The sequence below is a fragment of the uncultured Pseudomonas sp. genome (assembly GCF_913774235.1).
Taxonomy (GTDB): Bacteria; Pseudomonadota; Gammaproteobacteria; order Pseudomonadales; family Pseudomonadaceae; genus Chryseomonas.
Genome location: NZ_CAJYDW010000017.1, coordinates 13218 through 28268 on the forward strand (window position 1 = coordinate 13218; position 15051 = coordinate 28268).

General features: G+C 65.6%; 12 protein-coding genes and 2 tRNA genes. 12 read left to right on the forward strand and 2 right to left on the reverse strand.

The window, feature by feature from the left end:
* The first annotated feature begins 58 nt into the window (after positions 1-58).
* Both QZ471_RS17135 and QZ471_RS17140 read left to right on the forward strand, forming a co-directional pair.
* Positions 59-1354, forward strand: a complete 1296-nt coding sequence (locus QZ471_RS17135) for an adenylosuccinate synthase (protein ID WP_295465999.1) — start codon at positions 59-61, stop codon at positions 1352-1354.
* 200 nt (positions 1355-1554) lie between these two features.
* Complete coding sequence (locus tag QZ471_RS17140; RefSeq protein ID WP_295466001.1) at positions 1555-3489, forward strand: methyl-accepting chemotaxis protein; 1935 nt, start codon at positions 1555-1557, stop codon at positions 3487-3489.
* A gap of 87 nt (positions 3490-3576) precedes the next feature.
* Here the strand turns inward: QZ471_RS17140 and QZ471_RS17145 are convergent.
* Positions 3577-3663: transfer RNA gene (locus tag QZ471_RS17145), tRNA-Leu, on the reverse strand.
* A gap of 112 nt (positions 3664-3775) precedes the next feature.
* Positions 3776-3862: transfer RNA gene (locus QZ471_RS17150), tRNA-Leu, on the reverse strand.
* 213 nt (positions 3863-4075) lie between these two features.
* On the opposite strand from QZ471_RS17150, the gene rnr reads away from it, so the two are divergent.
* The 10 genes from rnr to QZ471_RS17200 all read left to right on the forward strand — a co-directional run bounded on the left by rnr (position 4076) and on the right by QZ471_RS17200 (position 14946).
* Positions 4076-7159 (forward strand): ribonuclease R, encoded by a 3084-nt coding sequence (rnr, locus tag QZ471_RS17155; protein WP_295466003.1) that lies wholly within the window; start codon positions 4076-4078, stop codon positions 7157-7159.
* Positions 7156-7911: a 23S rRNA (guanosine(2251)-2'-O)-methyltransferase RlmB gene (gene rlmB, locus QZ471_RS17160; protein WP_295466005.1), complete on the forward strand. Its 756-nt coding sequence runs from the start codon at positions 7156-7158 to the stop codon at positions 7909-7911. Before rnr ends, rlmB begins: the two co-directional genes overlap by 4 nt.
* 127 nt (positions 7912-8038) lie before the next feature.
* Positions 8039-8413 (forward strand): response regulator, encoded by a 375-nt coding sequence (locus QZ471_RS17165; RefSeq protein WP_059231666.1) that lies wholly within the window; start codon positions 8039-8041, stop codon positions 8411-8413.
* Positions 8414-8595: 182 nt separating this feature from the next.
* On the forward strand, positions 8596-9006 hold the full coding sequence (gene rpsF / locus QZ471_RS17170) for a 30S ribosomal protein S6 (protein ID WP_059231668.1): 411 nt from the start codon (positions 8596-8598) through the stop codon (positions 9004-9006).
* A gap of 26 nt (positions 9007-9032) precedes the next feature.
* On the forward strand, positions 9033-9263 hold the full coding sequence (rpsR, locus tag QZ471_RS17175; protein ID WP_058765609.1) for a 30S ribosomal protein S18: 231 nt from the start codon (positions 9033-9035) through the stop codon (positions 9261-9263).
* Positions 9264-9298: 35 nt separating this feature from the next.
* A complete protein-coding gene (locus tag QZ471_RS17180) occupies positions 9299-10189 on the forward strand; it encodes a hypothetical protein (protein WP_295466009.1) in 891 nt (296 codons plus the stop codon).
* A gap of 20 nt (positions 10190-10209) precedes the next feature.
* A complete protein-coding gene (gene rplI, locus QZ471_RS17185) occupies positions 10210-10656 on the forward strand; it encodes a 50S ribosomal protein L9 (protein ID WP_059231672.1) in 447 nt (148 codons plus the stop codon).
* A 150-nt stretch (positions 10657-10806) separates the two neighbouring features.
* Entirely contained in the window at positions 10807-12201 is a 1395-nt protein-coding gene (gene dnaB, locus QZ471_RS17190) for a replicative DNA helicase (protein WP_059231674.1), read from the forward strand.
* Positions 12201-13217 (forward strand): D-alanine--D-alanine ligase, encoded by a 1017-nt coding sequence (locus tag QZ471_RS17195; RefSeq protein WP_363287534.1) that lies wholly within the window; start codon positions 12201-12203, stop codon positions 13215-13217. Before dnaB ends, QZ471_RS17195 begins: the two co-directional genes overlap by 1 nt.
* Before the next feature lie 247 nt (positions 13218-13464).
* Positions 13465-14946: a glucosyltransferase domain-containing protein gene (locus QZ471_RS17200; RefSeq protein ID WP_295466014.1), complete on the forward strand. Its 1482-nt coding sequence runs from the start codon at positions 13465-13467 to the stop codon at positions 14944-14946.
* Positions 14947-15051: the final 105 nt, after the last annotated feature.

The window sequence follows — 15051 nt, forward strand, 5'->3', positions numbered from 1 at the left end:
TGAACATTGAGCATCGTCGGCCTGGCCGACAGAAATCTTCCTGACAGGGGATAAGGTTATGGGTAAGAACGTCGTCGTCCTGGGCACCCAGTGGGGTGATGAGGGCAAAGGCAAGATCGTGGACCTGCTGACCGACCAGGCCGCTGCCGTGGTGCGTTACCAGGGTGGCCACAATGCCGGTCACACGCTGGTCATCGATGGCCAGAAGACCATCCTGCGGCTGATTCCCTCGGGCATCCTGCGCGCCGACACCCAGTGCCTGATCGGCAATGGCGTGGTGCTCTCGCCGGAGGCCCTGTTCAAGGAAGTCGGCGAGCTGGAAGCCCGCGGCGTACCGGTGCGCGAGCGCCTGCGCATCAGCTCGGCCTGCTCACTGATCCTGCCTTACCACGTCGCCCTGGACCAGGCGCGCGAGAAGGCCCGCGGTGAAGCCAAGATCGGCACCACCGGTCGTGGCATCGGCCCAGCCTATGAAGACAAGATCGCCCGCCGCGGCCTGCGCGTCGGCGACCTGTTCCATCCCGAGCGTTTCGCCGCCAAGCTCAAGGAAGTGCTGGACTACCACAACTTCGTCCTGCAGAACTACTTCAACGAGCCGCCGGTGGACTTCCAGAAGACCTACGACGAGGCCATGGAGCACGCCAAGGTCATGCAGCCGTTGGTCATGGACGTCGTCAGCCGTCTGCACGAGCTGCGCAAGGCCGGTGAAAACCTGATGTTCGAAGGCGCCCAGGGCACCCTGCTGGACATCGACCACGGTACCTATCCCTTCGTCACCAGTTCCAACACCACCGCCGGTGGCGTGGCGACCGGTTCCGGCGTGGGTCCGCTGTACCTGGATTACATCCTCGGCATCACCAAGGCCTACACCACCCGCGTTGGCTCCGGTCCCTTCCCGACCGAGCTGTTCGACGAGACCGGTGCCTACCTGGCCAAGCAGGGCCATGAATTCGGCTCCGTCACCGGCCGTCCGCGCCGTTGCGGCTGGTTCGATGCGGTCATCCTGCGTCGCTCCATCGAGATCAACAGCATCTCCGGCCTCTGCCTGACCAAGCTGGACGTACTCGACGGCCTGGAAACCGTGCGCATCTGCACCGGCTACCAGGATGCTGCCGGCAACCTGCTGACCGAAGCCCCCACCGACGCCGACAGCTACGCGGGTCTGCAGCCGGTCTACGAGGACCTGCCGGGCTGGAGCGAGTCCACCGTGGGCGCCCAGAGCCTGGAAGCGCTGCCGGCCAACGCCCAGGCCTACATCCGCCGTATCGCCGAGCTGGTCGGCGCGCCGATCGACATCGTCTCGACCGGTCCGGATCGCAAGGAAACCATCGTGCTGCGCCATCCTTTCGCCTGAGTGCACTAGAAGGATGCAGCTTACAAAGCCCCGCCCCGCGGGGCTTTGTGCTTTTCGGGGGCGAACGTCTCTGCCATCTGCGGGTAACTGCCGCTGGTCTAGAATGGCCGGCAAATTGCTATGACAACTGACCACTTGGCTCCAGCCTGCGAGGAGTTGGCCGACAGCCTGTAATTGTCCCTTGTCGCCGGAGACCCCCCATGTCGTTTCTCTTGTCGTTGCTACGTAGTCGGCTGTTGTTGCCGGTGTTCATCAGCCTGTTGCTGGCGGTCGTTATCCAGGTGGCTCTGGCCGTGTGGTTGACCCAGGGTGCGGTGCGGGACCTGCAGCTCGGCCTGGCCGAGCGCCTGTCTGGGGAGTCCGAGCGTCTGGCTGATACGCTGCGTCAGGCGGGGAGCGAGGTAGGTGGCAGCCTGGCCGAACTGGCTGGCCAGACCCGTGGGCGACTGGCCGAAGGGCTGTCGCAGCGGCTGACCCGCGAGCGGGAGCAGGTGGGAGAAACCCTTACCGATACCCTCAAGGGGAATGCGAAGAACCTGGCGGAGCTGCTGGCTGGCGTATCGCCCAAGGCGATGTGGGATGCCGACGTGCCGGCGCTCTCCGATCTGGCACGGCGGGCCCAGAGCAATCCCGATGTACTCTTCGTGATCTTCCAGGATGCCCAGGGCCAGAACCTGACGCGCTATCTCAATCGCCAGGACCCACGCATTACCCATTTGCTCGAGGTGGGGCAGGGCGAGGGCGCCCTGGCCAAGGTACTCGACGCGGCGACCCGCGACCCGTCGGTTTATCGCGTTGACGCCTCCATCAGCCCCAATGGCGTGGAGATCGGCAAGGTGCTGGTGGGAATTTCCACGGCGTCCATCGAGCGCGCCGGAGCCAAGCTGGACCAGAGCTTCAAGAGCCTGATCGATGATGCGGGCGGTCTGGTGTCTGCCAGCGTGGCGGAGGCCGCCAAGGGTAGTACTGCCACCCTGGCCACGCGCCTGGAGGGTACTCGCCAGACGGCCCTGGCGATGAGCCGCAATGCGGGTGAGACGGTGGCCGCCATGGCCGCGGCGCTGCGCTGGCAGATCGCCCTGGGGCTGGTGCTGGTCGGCGTGGTTATGGTGTTGGCGGTGGCCCTGGTGCTGGGCCAGCGCGTGCTGCGGCGTATCGGCCTGCTGCAGCGGGCGCTGGACGATCTGGCGGCGGGCGAGGGTGATCTCACCCGGCGGCTGAAGCTGGGCGATGGCGATGAGATCCAGGCGCTTGGCGGCGCGGTCGACCGCTTTATCGCCAAGCTGCAACCCCTGGTGAGCGAGGCCCATAGCGTTGCCGAACGCACCGGCGAGGAAATCCGCGGCTTGGCCGGCAGCAGTGCCACGGCCGAGGCCGCGGCCGAACGGCAGCGCGAAGAGGTGGCCCGCAGTCTGGAGGCGCTGTCCGGTATCGCCGAAGAGGCTCAGGGCGAGAGTGCTGCCATGCAGGGCGCGCTGCAGCAGGTGGAAGCCATTCGCAGCTCCACCCAGACCAATGCGCGGATCGCCAGCCAGGTGGCCCAGGGCATCGAAGGTCTGGTGACCCAGGTTGAGTCCGGGGCCAAGGTGATCGAGCGCCTGGCCGAGCAGAGCGAGCAGATCGAGGTGGTGCTGGACGTGATCCGTGGTATCGCCGAGCAGACCAATCTGCTGGCGCTCAACGCTGCTATCGAGGCGGCGCGGGCCGGGGAGAGCGGGCGAGGCTTCGCGGTGGTCGCCGATGAAGTCCGGGCGCTCGCCAGCAAGACCCAGGAATCCACCGGCAGCATCCGGTCCCATATCGCCGGATTGCAGGACGGCGCCCGCGAGGCGGTGGCGGCCATCGGCGAGGCTCGCCAGCAGGCGGGTAGCGGCCTGGTCATGCTGCGCGACAGCACGCGCATCCAGCAGGACGTCCACCTCGCGGTGGACCAGGTACATGCCAGCATGACCACTGCCGCCCAGGCGGCCCGGCGGCAGGCGGAGGGGGCGGCGGCGGTACGGCTGCGCGTCGAGGTCATCCACGGCGAAGCCCTGAAGGCGGCCGAGTCGATGGCGGCCACCGCCCGCGGCGGTCGCACCCTGGCGGAACTGGCGGCGCAACTGCGCGGCAGCCTGGGGCAGTTCAAGGCCTAGGAGGGGCCGCACCTTTTCGCGGACAAGAAAAAACCGGCCGAAGCCGGTTTTTTCTGTACGTCCGATTCAGGATCGTCCGTTTGGTATTGGTGCCCAGGAGAAGACTCGAACTTCCACGGTGTTGCCACCGCTAGGACCTGAACCTAGTGCGTCTACCAATTCCGCCACCTGGGCCTGCAGCGCGACTTCTGGTCGCTTCCCATCACCCTTACGGGCTACAGGATTAAAAAACCGGCTAGCGCCGGCTTTTCGTCGACCGATCTGCAAATCGATCGACTATAATGAGTGGTGCCCAGGAGAAGACTCGAACTTCCACGGTGTTGCCACCGCTAGGACCTGAACCTAGTGCGTCTACCAATTCCGCCACCTGGGCACTCAGTGCGATGATCGCTCATCGACTCCAACGTCGCAACTGCTCACGCCGTCGTGGGGCGGCACTTTACTCAGGGGGCGTTTGCTTGTAAACCCCTGCTGCGAAAAATATTTTTATTGAGCATGGCAGGCTAACTATTGCGCGGTTTTCACGTTTCAATAGGCGCCATGACAGCTCCTAACGTACACAGACACAGAAGGTAACCCCAGACTGATGGCCGATTGGCAATCCCTCGATCCCGAGGCCGCCCGGGAAGCGGAAAAGTACGATAACCCCATTCCGAGTCGCGAACTCATTCTGGCTCACCTGGCCGATCGCGGCGCCCCGGCCACTCGGCCGCAACTGGCCGAGGAATTCGGCCTCGTCACCGAAGACCAGCTCGAGGCCCTGCGGCGACGGATGCGCGCCATGGAGCGCGATGGTCAGGTGATCTACACCCGTCGCGGCGCCTATGCCCCCATCGACAAGCTCGATCTGGTGCGCGGCCGCATCGCCGGCCACCGCGACGGCTTCGGCTTCCTGATCCCCGACGACGGCAGCGACGACCTCTTCCTCAGCCCGGCGCAGATGCGCCTGGTGTTCGATGGCGACATCGCCCTGGCGCGGGTCGCCGGCCATGACCGTCGCGGTCGCCGCGAGGGTGGGTTGGTCGAGGTGGTCAGTCGCGCCCACGAGTCCCTGGTCGGTCGGTTCTTCCAGGAGAGTGGCTTGGCCTACGTGGTGCCCGACAATCCGAAGATCGGTCAGCAGGTGCTGGTGCCCGAAGGCAAGCACGGCGGCGCCGCGCACGGCCAGTTCGTGCAGGTGCGCATCGACGAGTGGCCCACCACCTTCCGTCAGGCCCAGGGCGAGGTGGTCGAGATCCTTGGCGACTATATGGCGCCGGGCATGGAGATCGAGGTTGCCCTGCGCAGCTACGACATTCCCAACGAATGGCCCAAGGCCGTCGAGAAGGAGGCCGCCAAGCTCAAGCCCGAGGTGGAAGAGAAGGACAAGCAGAAGCGCATCGACCTCCGTCAGCTGCCCTTCGTCACCATCGACGGCGAAGACGCCCGCGACTTCGATGACGCCGTCTATGCCGAAGCCAAGAAGTCCGGCGGCTGGCGGCTGTACGTGGCCATCGCCGACGTCTCCCATTATGTGAAGGTCGGTTCGGCGCTGGACGCCGAGGCGGAGAAGCGCGGCAACTCGGTGTACTTCCCCGAGCGGGTCATTCCCATGTTGCCGGAGGCCCTGTCCAACGGCCTTTGCTCGCTGAATCCCCAGGTCGATCGCCTGGCCATGGTTTGCGAGATGACCATCGCCGCCTCCGGCCGGATGACGGGCTATCAGTTCTACGAAGCGGTCATCCACTCCCACGCGCGCCTGACCTACAACAAGGTCTCCGCGGTGCTGGAGCAACCCAAGTCGGCCGAAGGCAAGCAGTTGCGCAAGCAGCTCGGCGACTTGGTGCTGCACCTGGAACAGCTCTATGGGCTGTACAAGGTGCTGCTGGCCGCCCGCCACGTGCGCGGCGCCATCGATTTCGAGACCCAGGAAACGCGCATCGTCTTCGGTGCCGATCGCAAGATCTCCGAGATCCGCCCGACCCAGCGCAACGATGCCCACAAGCTGATCGAGGAGTGCATGCTGTGCGCCAACGTGGCCACCGCCAAGTTCCTCGAGAAGCACAAGGTGCCGGCCCTGTATCGGGTCCACGACGCACCGCCTCTGGAAAAGCAGACCAATCTGCGGCAATTCCTCGGTGAGATGGGGCTGTCACTGACCAAGGGCAAGGCCAATCCGGTGCCGTCGGACTATCAGGCGCTGCTCCAGCAGATTCGTGAGCGGCCGGATTTCCGCCTGATCCAGACGGTGATGCTCAGGTCCCTGAGTCAGGCGGTCTACAGTCCGGACAACAATGGGCACTTCGGTCTCAACTATGAGGCCTACACCCACTTTACCTCGCCGATCCGTCGTTATCCGGACCTGCTAATCCATCGCGCGATCCGCAGCGTGATCCGCTCCAAGCTGGAGACCAAGCACGTCAAGCGCGCAGGCGCGGCGAGCATGGCCAAGGTGCGCATCTATCCCTACGACGAACTGCGTCTGGATCAGCTCGGCGAACACTGCTCCATGACCGAGCGCCGCGCCGACGAAGCGACGCGGGACGTCTCCAACTGGCTCAAGTGCGAGTTCATGAAGGATCGCGTCGGTGAGACCTATGCCGGCGTCATCACCTCGGTGACCGGCTTCGGTCTGTTCGTCGAGCTGTCTGAGGTGTTCGTCGAAGGCCTGGTGCACGTCACCGCGCTGCCGGACGACTACTACCACTTCGACAGTGTTCATCATCGGCTGTCCGGCGAGCGCAGCGGGCGCAGCTATCGCCTGGGCGATCCCCTCGAGGTGGTGGTGGCCCGGGTCGACCTGGACGAACGCAAGATCGACTTCGTGCTGCCGGCCAGTGCCGGTGCGCCGCGGGTGCGCGAGGAGCGCGAGCCGCGGCGCAAGCGCGACAATCGCCGCCGCGGTGCACCCGCGGAAGAGCAGGGTGCCGCTTCGGTTGCCGAAGCAACCGTTGCGGCCGTTTCGCCGGAGCCGGAAAGCAAACCTCGCCGCTCGCGCAACAGCCGTCGTCGCGGCGCGCCGGTGCAAGAGCCAGCTGCCGCCCCGGTGGCCGAGATCCCGACCGAGGTCGTTTCAGCGGAGCCGCAGTCTGCACCGCGCCGCTCGCGTAACGGCCGTCGCACCGTGCCAGCCCAGGAGCAGAGCGTAGCTTCCGGCGTCGAAACGCCCGCTACAGGCGTTGCACTCGAGTCGGAGCCTGCACCGCGCCGCTCGCGTAGCGCCCGCCGGCGCGCCGCTTCAGCAGGGCAGCCGCAGGGAGCCAATGCGACTACGGAGGCGTCGACTGAGGTAGTCGCTCCGAAGTCGTCCAAGCAAGACGAGCAGGTGCTCGGCAATACCGATGTCAAACGCAGTCGTGCGGTAAAACAGGCGCTCTTGGCTGAAGCCAAGGTCGAGGGTGGCAAGACCAAGGCCCAAGGCAAGACCAGTGGCAAAGCCAAAGGCAGTGCGGGTAAAGACAAGGCCAAGGCCCGTACAGCGCCAGCGCGGCAAGGTAAGGCATCGGCTGCCGAAGGAGCTGCCGCGGTAGAGGTCAAGGTCAAGAAAGCCAAGGCCGCTGGCGCCAAGAAGAAGTCGGCAGGCAAGTCCAAGGACGAAAGCCAGGCCCAGGCCGCGGCCAAGACTAGGGTCAAGGCCAAGGCGAAAAAGCCCCATCGCAAGGGGCAGTCGCGCCCCAAGGGTGATGCATGAGCCAGCTGGAAACCGTCTACGGTATCCACGCGGTGGAGGCGCTGCTGCGCTTTCATCCGCGCCGGGTCAAGCAGCTCTGGATCGCCGAGGGGCGGCGCGAGCCGCGGGTCGAGGCTCTGCTGGAGCTGGCCGCCGGCCAACGCCTGGCGGTGGAGACCAAGCCGCGTGCGCTGCTCGATGAGGTCGCCGAAGGGGTGCACCAGGGCGTCGTCGCCCAGGTCAGCCCCAGTCAGGTCTGGGGCGAGGCCATGCTCGAGGAGTTGCTCGACCGCGCCGAAGGGCCGCCATTGCTGCTGGTGCTCGATGGGGTGACCGATCCGCACAACCTCGGCGCCTGCCTGCGTAGTGCCGATGCCGCCGGCGCGCTGGCGGTGATCGTGCCCAAGGACAAGTCCGCCACTCTCACCGCGGTGGTGCGCAAGGTGGCCTGCGGCGCGGCCGAAGTGCTGCCCCTGGTGGCCGTGACCAATCTGGCGCGGACCCTGGAAAAGCTGCAGAAGCGCGGCCTGTGGATCGTGGGGACCGCCGGTGAGGCGACCCAGGAAATCTACGACGTCGACATGAGTGGGCCGACGGTGGTGGTCATGGGCGCCGAGGGCAAGGGCATGCGCCGCCTGACCCGGGAGCATTGCGATCACCTGGCGCGGCTGCCCATGGCCGGCAGCGTCAGCAGTCTCAATGTGTCGGTGGCGACCGGCGTCTGCCTGTTCGAGGCAGTGCGTCAAAGACGGGCATCCGCGCCCTCAAGGTGAACATGCTGAAACGCTTGGGCGCCATTCCGGTGCGTATCGCACTATACGAATCGCGCCGCAGTCCGCAGAATACTGGGCTCGCCTCGTGCACTTTCGAGGCGAATCCTGCCAACAAGAGGATGCCCGCGTGAGTCAGGAGATCCAAGAGCCGGTAGGTTTGCGAGTGTTGCTCGTCGAGGACGACGCCACGCTGCGTATGCTGACTACGGAAGTCATCGAAGAGTTGGATCATCAGGTCACGGCGGTCGCTTCGGCCGAGGCTGCCCTCGAACTGCTGCCCCAGGGCAATCACGATGTGCTGTTCACCGACATCGGGCTGGGTGGCATGTCCGGGATCGAATTGACCCGTCGCGCCCTGGCGATGGATCCGGCGCTGCGCATCGTCGTCGCCTCCGGCTATGCCTTCGAGCGCGAGCCGGGCATGGAGGCGCGGGTTGGAGTGCTGATCAAGCCCTACGACCTGAATAAGATCCGCCAGGCCCTCGCCGACGTGCAACGCTGAGACCCACACACCGGCCGACGGTCGCACCGGTGATCGCCGCAGTTGCGCCCCCTGGCGCCCTTCTCTAGAATGTCGCCCCTTGCCTGGAGTACGTCCGTACTCCGCCGGGCAAGTCATCCGAACTATTCACTCCTTGCCTGACCGCGTTTCCGCGGCAGGCTGCAACCCGTAAGGAGCATTAAATGCGTCATTACGAAGTCGTGTTCCTGGTTCATCCGGACCAGAGCGAACAGGTGGGCGGCATGGTCGAGCGCTACACCAAGGCTATCGAAGAAGACGGTGGCAAAGTCCATCGCCTGGAAGACTGGGGCCGTCGTCAGCTGGCTTACGCCATCGACAACGTTCACAAGGCTCACTACGTACTCATGAACATCGAGTGCAGCGCCAAGGCCCTGGCCGAGCTGGAAGACAACTTCCGCTACAACGACGCCGTGATCCGTAACATGATCCTGCGCCGTGACGAGGCCGTCACCGGTCAGTCCGAGATGCTCAAGGCCGAAGAAAACCGCAACGAGCGTCGCGAGCGTCGCGAGCGTCCCGCCGAGTCCGAGTCCGCCGATGGCAGCTCCGACGACGCCGACAGCGCCGAGTAATCTGGATCTAGCGAGGAATCATTGTCATGGCACGTTTCTTCCGTCGTCGTAAGTTCTGCCGTTTCACCGCCGAAGGCGTGAAAGAGATCGACTACAAGGATCTCAACACCCTGAAGGCCTACATCTCCGAAACCGGCAAGATCGTCCCGAGCCGTATCACTGGCACCAAGGCCAAGTACCAGCGTCAGCTGGGCGCCGCCATCAAGCGTGCCCGTTACCTGGCCCTGCTGCCCTACACCGACAGCCACGGTCGTTGATCGACGCCTGAGCACGGATAACGGATAAACACGGCATGCGGCCTCTGGCTGAGTTCATCATGCGCGGGCGTACCCAGGCCACCCTGGTGGTGGTGTTGGGAGCGGTCGTGCCGCTGCTGTACTGGATGACCGCTGCCGGTGGCAGCCTGGTGCTGTTGCGCCGGGGACCTGCTGCGGCGGCCGGGGTGCTGATCTGGGCCCTGCTGCCGGCGCTGTTCTGGTTGTACTGGGGCGACGCCAGCATCCTGCTGGTGGTGCTGGGTTCGACGCTGCTGGCGGCCATCTTGCGCCAGAGTCTGTCCTGGACGCGGGTGCTGTTGGCCAGCGTTCCCCTGGGGTTGGTCTTCGCCCTGGTGCTGGGACAGGTCTACGCCGCGGGGATCAACGAGCTGGCGGATACCATCCGCCAGATGTTGCCCCAGGTGCTGGGCCCGAGCGCAGCGCAGTTGCCGCCGGAAAAGCAGGCGCAGTTGCAGCAGTTGCTGCTGCCCGTGCTGACCGGCCTGATGGCGGCGTTCTTCCAGATCACCTGCCTGCTGTGCCTGATGCTGGGGCGCTACTGGCAGGCGGCGCTGTACAACCCGAAGGGGTTTGGCCGCGAGTTCCGGGCCCTGCGTCTGCGTCCGGCCATCGCCCTCGGTCTGCTGGCCCTACTGGTGCTGGCGCCGAACCTGGGCAGTGGGCTTGGCCTGCTGACCCCGCTGTGCAGTGTGCCGCTGGCGTTCGCCGGTATTGCCCTGCTGCACGGACTGGTGGCGGCCAAGCGCCTGGCGGGATTCTGGCTGGTGGGGCTGTACGTGACGCTGCTGCTGTTCGGGCAGTTGATCTATCCGTTGTTGGTGATTCTGGCTGTGATCGATAGCGTGTTCGATTTCCGTGGACGGTCTGTGCAAGAGCCGCAGGGTCCTACGGACGGTGAAGGTTAAAAGTTAAGAGGAAAGACTCAATGGATGTCATCCTGCTGGAAAAGATCGCCAACCTGGGCAACCTGGGCGACAAAGTGAACGTCAAGGGCGGCTACGCCCGTAACTTCCTGCTGCCGCAGGGCAAGGCCACCGCAGCCACCGCTGCCAACGTCGAGGCTTTCGAAGCTCGTCGTGCCGAGCTCGAGAAGCAGGCTGCCGAGAAGAAGGCCCAGGCCGACGCCCGTGCCGCCAAGCTGGCTGAACTGACCGTGACCATCGCCGCCAACTCCGGCGACGAAGGCAAGCTGTTCGGTTCCATCGGCACCCGCGACATCGCCGAAGCCGTCAGCGCCGCTGGCGTCGAGCTGGACAAGAGCGAAGTTCGCCTGCCCAACGGCGCGCTGCGTAACACCGGCGAATACGACGTCGAAGTGCACCTGCACACCGACGTCGAAGCGACCGTCAAGGTCGTCGTCGTCGCTGAATAAGCGCGCCGTCGCCTGACTGGCGGACTTGCGCCCCGGCGCCGGTCTGCCGACAATCGGGCACGTCATTGCCAAGGCAGTGACGTGCCCTTTGTCTTTTCTGCCGTTTCGAAAATCACTTCGCCGCCCGCAATGGGGGCCCAAGACCTGCGCATGAACGAGATTTCCCTGCCCGAGCAGTACGATCTGCAGACCGCTGCCCTCAAGGTCCCGCCGCACTCCATCGAGGCCGAACAGGCCGTGCTGGGTGGTCTGATGCTGGACAACAACGCCTGGGAGCGTGTCCTCGATCAGGTGTCCGATGGCGACTTCTATCGCCACGACCACCGACTCATCTTCCGCGCCGTGGCCCGTCTGGCCGAGCGCAACCAGCCCTTCGACGTGGTGACCCTGTCCGAGCAGCTGGACAACGAAGGCCAGCTGTCCCAGGTGGGTGGCCTGGCCTATCTGGCCGAACTCGCGCGGAACACGCCCTCGGTGGCCAACATCAAGGCCTATGCGCAGATCGTCCGCGAGCGGGCCACCCTGCGGCAGTTGATCGGCATCAGCGCCGACATCGCCGACAGCGCCTACAACCCGGAAGGGCGCGGTGCCAACGAGCTGCTCGACGAAGCCGAGCGCAAGATCTTCGAGATCGCCGAAGCACGACCCAAATCCGGCGGTCCGGTCGGGGTGAACGACATCCTGACCAAGGCCATCGACCGCATCGACACCCTGTTCAACTCCAGCGACGCCATCACTGGGGTGTCCACCGGTTTCGCCGACCTGGACGAAAAGACCAGCGGCCTGCAGCCGGCCGACCTGATCATTGTTGCCGGCCGCCCGTCCATGGGCAAGACCACCTTCGCCATGAACCTGGTGGAGAACGCGGTGCTGCGTACCGACAAGGCGGTGCTGGTGTTCTCGCTGGAGATGCCCGCCGACTCCATCGTGCTGCGGATGCTGTCGTCCCTCGGCCGCATCGACCAGACCAAGGTGCGCTCCGGCAAGCTGGACGATGACGACTGGCCGCGGCTGACCTCGGCGGTCAACCTGCTCAACGACCGCAAGCTGTTCATCGACGATACCGCCGGCATCAGTCCCTCGGAAATGCGCGCCCGGACCCGCCGTCTGGTGCGCGAGCACGGCGATCTGGCGCTGATCATGGTGGACTACCTGCAGTTGATGCAGATCGGCGGCAGCAGTGGCGAGAACCGGACCAACGAGATCTCCGAGATCTCCCGCTCGCTCAAGGGCCTGGCCAAGGAATTCAACTGCCCGGTGGTGGCGCTCTCCCAGCTCAACCGCTCGCTGGAGCAGCGGCCGAACAAGCGCCCGGTGAACTCCGACCTGCGTGAATCGGGCGCCATCGAGCAGGACGCCGACGTCATCATGTTCGTCTACCGGGATGAGGTGTACCACCCGGAGACCGAGTACAAGGGCGTGGCGGAAATCATCATCGGCAAGCAGCGTAACGGTCCGATTGGCACCACGCGGCTGGCCTTTATCGGCAAATACACCCGGTTCGAGAATCTCGCGCCCGGTAGCTACGTTTTCGAGGACGAATGATGGTCAAGGACAAGCTGAAGATCGCGGTCCTGCTCGGCGGCACCAGCGAGGAGCGCGACGTGTCCATCGCCAGCGGTGCCCAGGTGGTGGCGGCGCTGCGCCGGCGCGGGCATCAGGTAGTGACCGTGGACACCGCCCTGGGCCTGCTCGACGAAGACGCCGAGCGAGCCTTGCTGGAAGCCCGGGTCGGCCTCGAACCGCCGGAGCGGACCGCCCTGGTGCGGATGCGCGGCCAGGATGCCGGTGCCGTGCTCAGCCGGGCGCAGCTGGGCGACCAGGATCTGCTGTTCCTCGCCCTGCACGGCGGGACCGGCGAGAACGGTACCCTGCAGACCCTCCTCGACCTGGCCGAATTGCGCTACACCGGCAGCGGCCGGGTGGGGAGTGCGGTGGCCATGGACAAGGACCTCAGCAAGCGGCTGTTCCGCGCTGCGGGCGTGGGCACCGCCGACTGGCTGATGGCGCCGGTGGACGCCCAGACCGTGGCCGACACCCTGGGTTTTCCGGTGATCGTCAAGCCGAGCCAGCAGGGCTCGACCGTGGGCCTGAGCAAGGTCAGCCGCGCCGAAGACCTGCAGCCGGCCATCGAGCTGGCGCTGCGTTATGACCGTGAGGTGATGATCGAGCGTTTCGTCGCCGGGCGCGAGCTGACCGTAGGCGTGCTGGGCGACCAGCCGCTGGCGGTGGGCGAGATCGTCCTCGGCCAGAGCGGCGTGTTCGACTACACCAGCAAGTACCAGCCCCAGGGCGCGGTCGAGGTGTTCCCGGCCGAGGTCTCGCCGGAGATCGCCGAGGAAGCACGGCGCCTGGCCCTGGCTGCGCACCGGGCGCTCAAGCTCGACGGCTACAGCCGCGCGGACTTCCGCCTGGACGCCGAGGGGCGCCTCTGGTGCCTGGAGGTCAATACCCTGCCGGGCATGACCGCCACCAGTCTGTTGCCGCAATCGGCGGCGGCGGTGGGTATCGATTTCGATGAACTGTGCGAGCGCATCTGCCGCCTGGCGCTCCAGAAGTAAAGCCTCTGCCTAGAGCGGCGGATAGCGATGGACGAGCACGATGACAAGCCGATGACGAACTGGCAGAGTCTGTCTCGGCGCTGACCGTGAGGGAGCGGGTTCAGGCAGTACGCCCTCTCGCTCCCGCGTGTCTCCGTTGATCGCGCTCCGCAAGAGCTCTGCCGCCGGCGGCCGTGCGCGGGGCCGATGGTCCTTCACGCCTGCCGCCGACCGTGCAGGCCTCCTGTTCTCCGCTAGGAACGGAATCTTGAATCGGACGTTGACCCCGCTACAGACCCGGCTGTTCTTTCTCCTCGCGATCCTGTTGTTCGTCTTGCCATTCATCCTCGCCGACTTTCCCTATGTCGACGACAACTGGCGCATCCAGTTGCAGAACGGCCTGGAATGGCGTCAGCAGGGGCGGGTGCTCACCGAGATGTTCTATCGGCTGCTGACCTTCAGCGGCACGACCCTCAATATCTTTCCCCTACCGCTGTTGCTGGTGAGTGTCGTCGCGGCCTTGGCCTTGAGCGACCTGGCGCGGCACTACTTCGGCGCGCCGCGGCCGACCCAGTGCCTGGCCATCCTGCCGCTGTGGTTCTCGCCGTTCTGGCTGGGCAATCTGACCTATCAGTATGACGGTCCGGCCATGGCGTTGAGCCTGGTCGCGGTGATCTACGCGGTCTTGTTCCGCAGCCGGCATACCCTGGTGCTGCTGCTGGCGCCGGCGATACTGCTGGCGGCGGCCGTCGCCTTCTACCAGGTGGCGCTCAACGTCTTCATCGGACTCTGTTGCCTGGAGCTGATCCGCGGGGTGCAGCGGCGCGTGGCGCCGGAGCGGCTCTTGCGCCTGGTGGTGCGGCAGGTCGCGCAACTGCTGTTGGGCCTGCTGTTTTACTATCTGACCGCCTATCAACTGGTGACCACCGATCGCCACGCCGGGCTGGGCGATAGCCTACTGGCCATCCTCTGGCAGCGGCTGGGCGAGGTCCTGCGCAGCGTCGAGCTGCTGCTGACGCCCGGCAATACCTGGCTGTGGATCATCTTCGGCAGTCTCGCCGTCCTGGGCTTTGCGCTGGGGGCGCTGGCCTATGCGCGTGCCTATGGTCAGCGGGCGCTGCCGGCGCTGGTGCTGTACGGCGCGACCCTGCCGGTGCTGGCGCTTTGCGTGGCCGGCATCACCCTGCTGTTCCGCGATTTCATCCTCGAAGCGCGGACGCTGATGGGGCTGGCGGTGGTGCTGATGCTGGGCCTGCTACTCGCCCACGATCTGTTGGAGCGGCTGGTACCGCGCCTGGAGTGGCTGGTGATCCTGCCGCTGCTGTGGATGCTGTCGCTGGCCTATGCCTACGGCCAGGTGCTGTCGGCGCAGAAGACCTTCGAGCGGGAGTTGGTGCAGGAGCTGCGCCACGATCTCAGCAGCAAGCCTCAGTTGCGCCAGTTCAAGCGCATCCTCTGGACCGGCGGCCCGTTGGAGGCGACCTGGCTACCCCTGGCGCACCGGACGCTCGAACAATTGCCGGCGCTTCCCTTCATCCTCGGCCTGTCGCCGGGCAACTTCATGATCGCCGAGCGTTTGCAGGACCTGGGGGTGATCGACGATGCCGACAGTGACAGCTGCACCCAGCGCGTGGCGGTACCCGGCGCCGGGGTGCGGCTGGTGGACAACCTGTATTACGACATCTGGGCGGTGGGGGAGGACGGCTGCATCATCATGAAGCCGCGACCGCCGTGGATACCCTTCGAGTAGGGTCGAAGCCCACCCAGGCCAGGCTCGGCTAGGTGCCTTAGGCCATCGCGGCCATGGGCCGCTCCTACGGGTACAGACACCCCTGTAGGAGGGGCCCGTGGCCGC

What these genes read in the sequence shown, in the direction of transcription:
- rplI (WP_059231672.1), top strand. Translation starts at nt 10,210, where the DNA reads ATGGATGTCATCCTGCTGGAAAAGATCGCCAACCTGGGCAACCTGGGC.
- rnr (WP_295466003.1), top strand. Translation starts at nt 4,076, where the DNA reads ATGGCCGATTGGCAATCCCTCGATCCCGAGGCCGCCCGGGAAGCGGAA.
- QZ471_RS17180 (WP_295466009.1), top strand. Translation starts at nt 9,299, where the DNA reads ATGCGGCCTCTGGCTGAGTTCATCATGCGCGGGCGTACCCAGGCCACC.
- QZ471_RS17135 (WP_295465999.1), top strand. Translation starts at nt 59, where the DNA reads ATGGGTAAGAACGTCGTCGTCCTGGGCACCCAGTGGGGTGATGAGGGC.
- dnaB (WP_059231674.1), top strand. Translation starts at nt 10,807, where the DNA reads ATGAACGAGATTTCCCTGCCCGAGCAGTACGATCTGCAGACCGCTGCC.
- QZ471_RS17195 (WP_363287534.1), top strand. Translation starts at nt 12,201, where the DNA reads ATGGTCAAGGACAAGCTGAAGATCGCGGTCCTGCTCGGCGGCACCAGC.
- QZ471_RS17140 (WP_295466001.1), top strand. Translation starts at nt 1,555, where the DNA reads ATGTCGTTTCTCTTGTCGTTGCTACGTAGTCGGCTGTTGTTGCCGGTG.
- rpsR (WP_058765609.1), top strand. Translation starts at nt 9,033, where the DNA reads ATGGCACGTTTCTTCCGTCGTCGTAAGTTCTGCCGTTTCACCGCCGAA.
- rlmB (WP_295466005.1), top strand. Translation starts at nt 7,156, where the DNA reads ATGAGCCAGCTGGAAACCGTCTACGGTATCCACGCGGTGGAGGCGCTG.
- rpsF (WP_059231668.1), top strand. Translation starts at nt 8,596, where the DNA reads ATGCGTCATTACGAAGTCGTGTTCCTGGTTCATCCGGACCAGAGCGAA.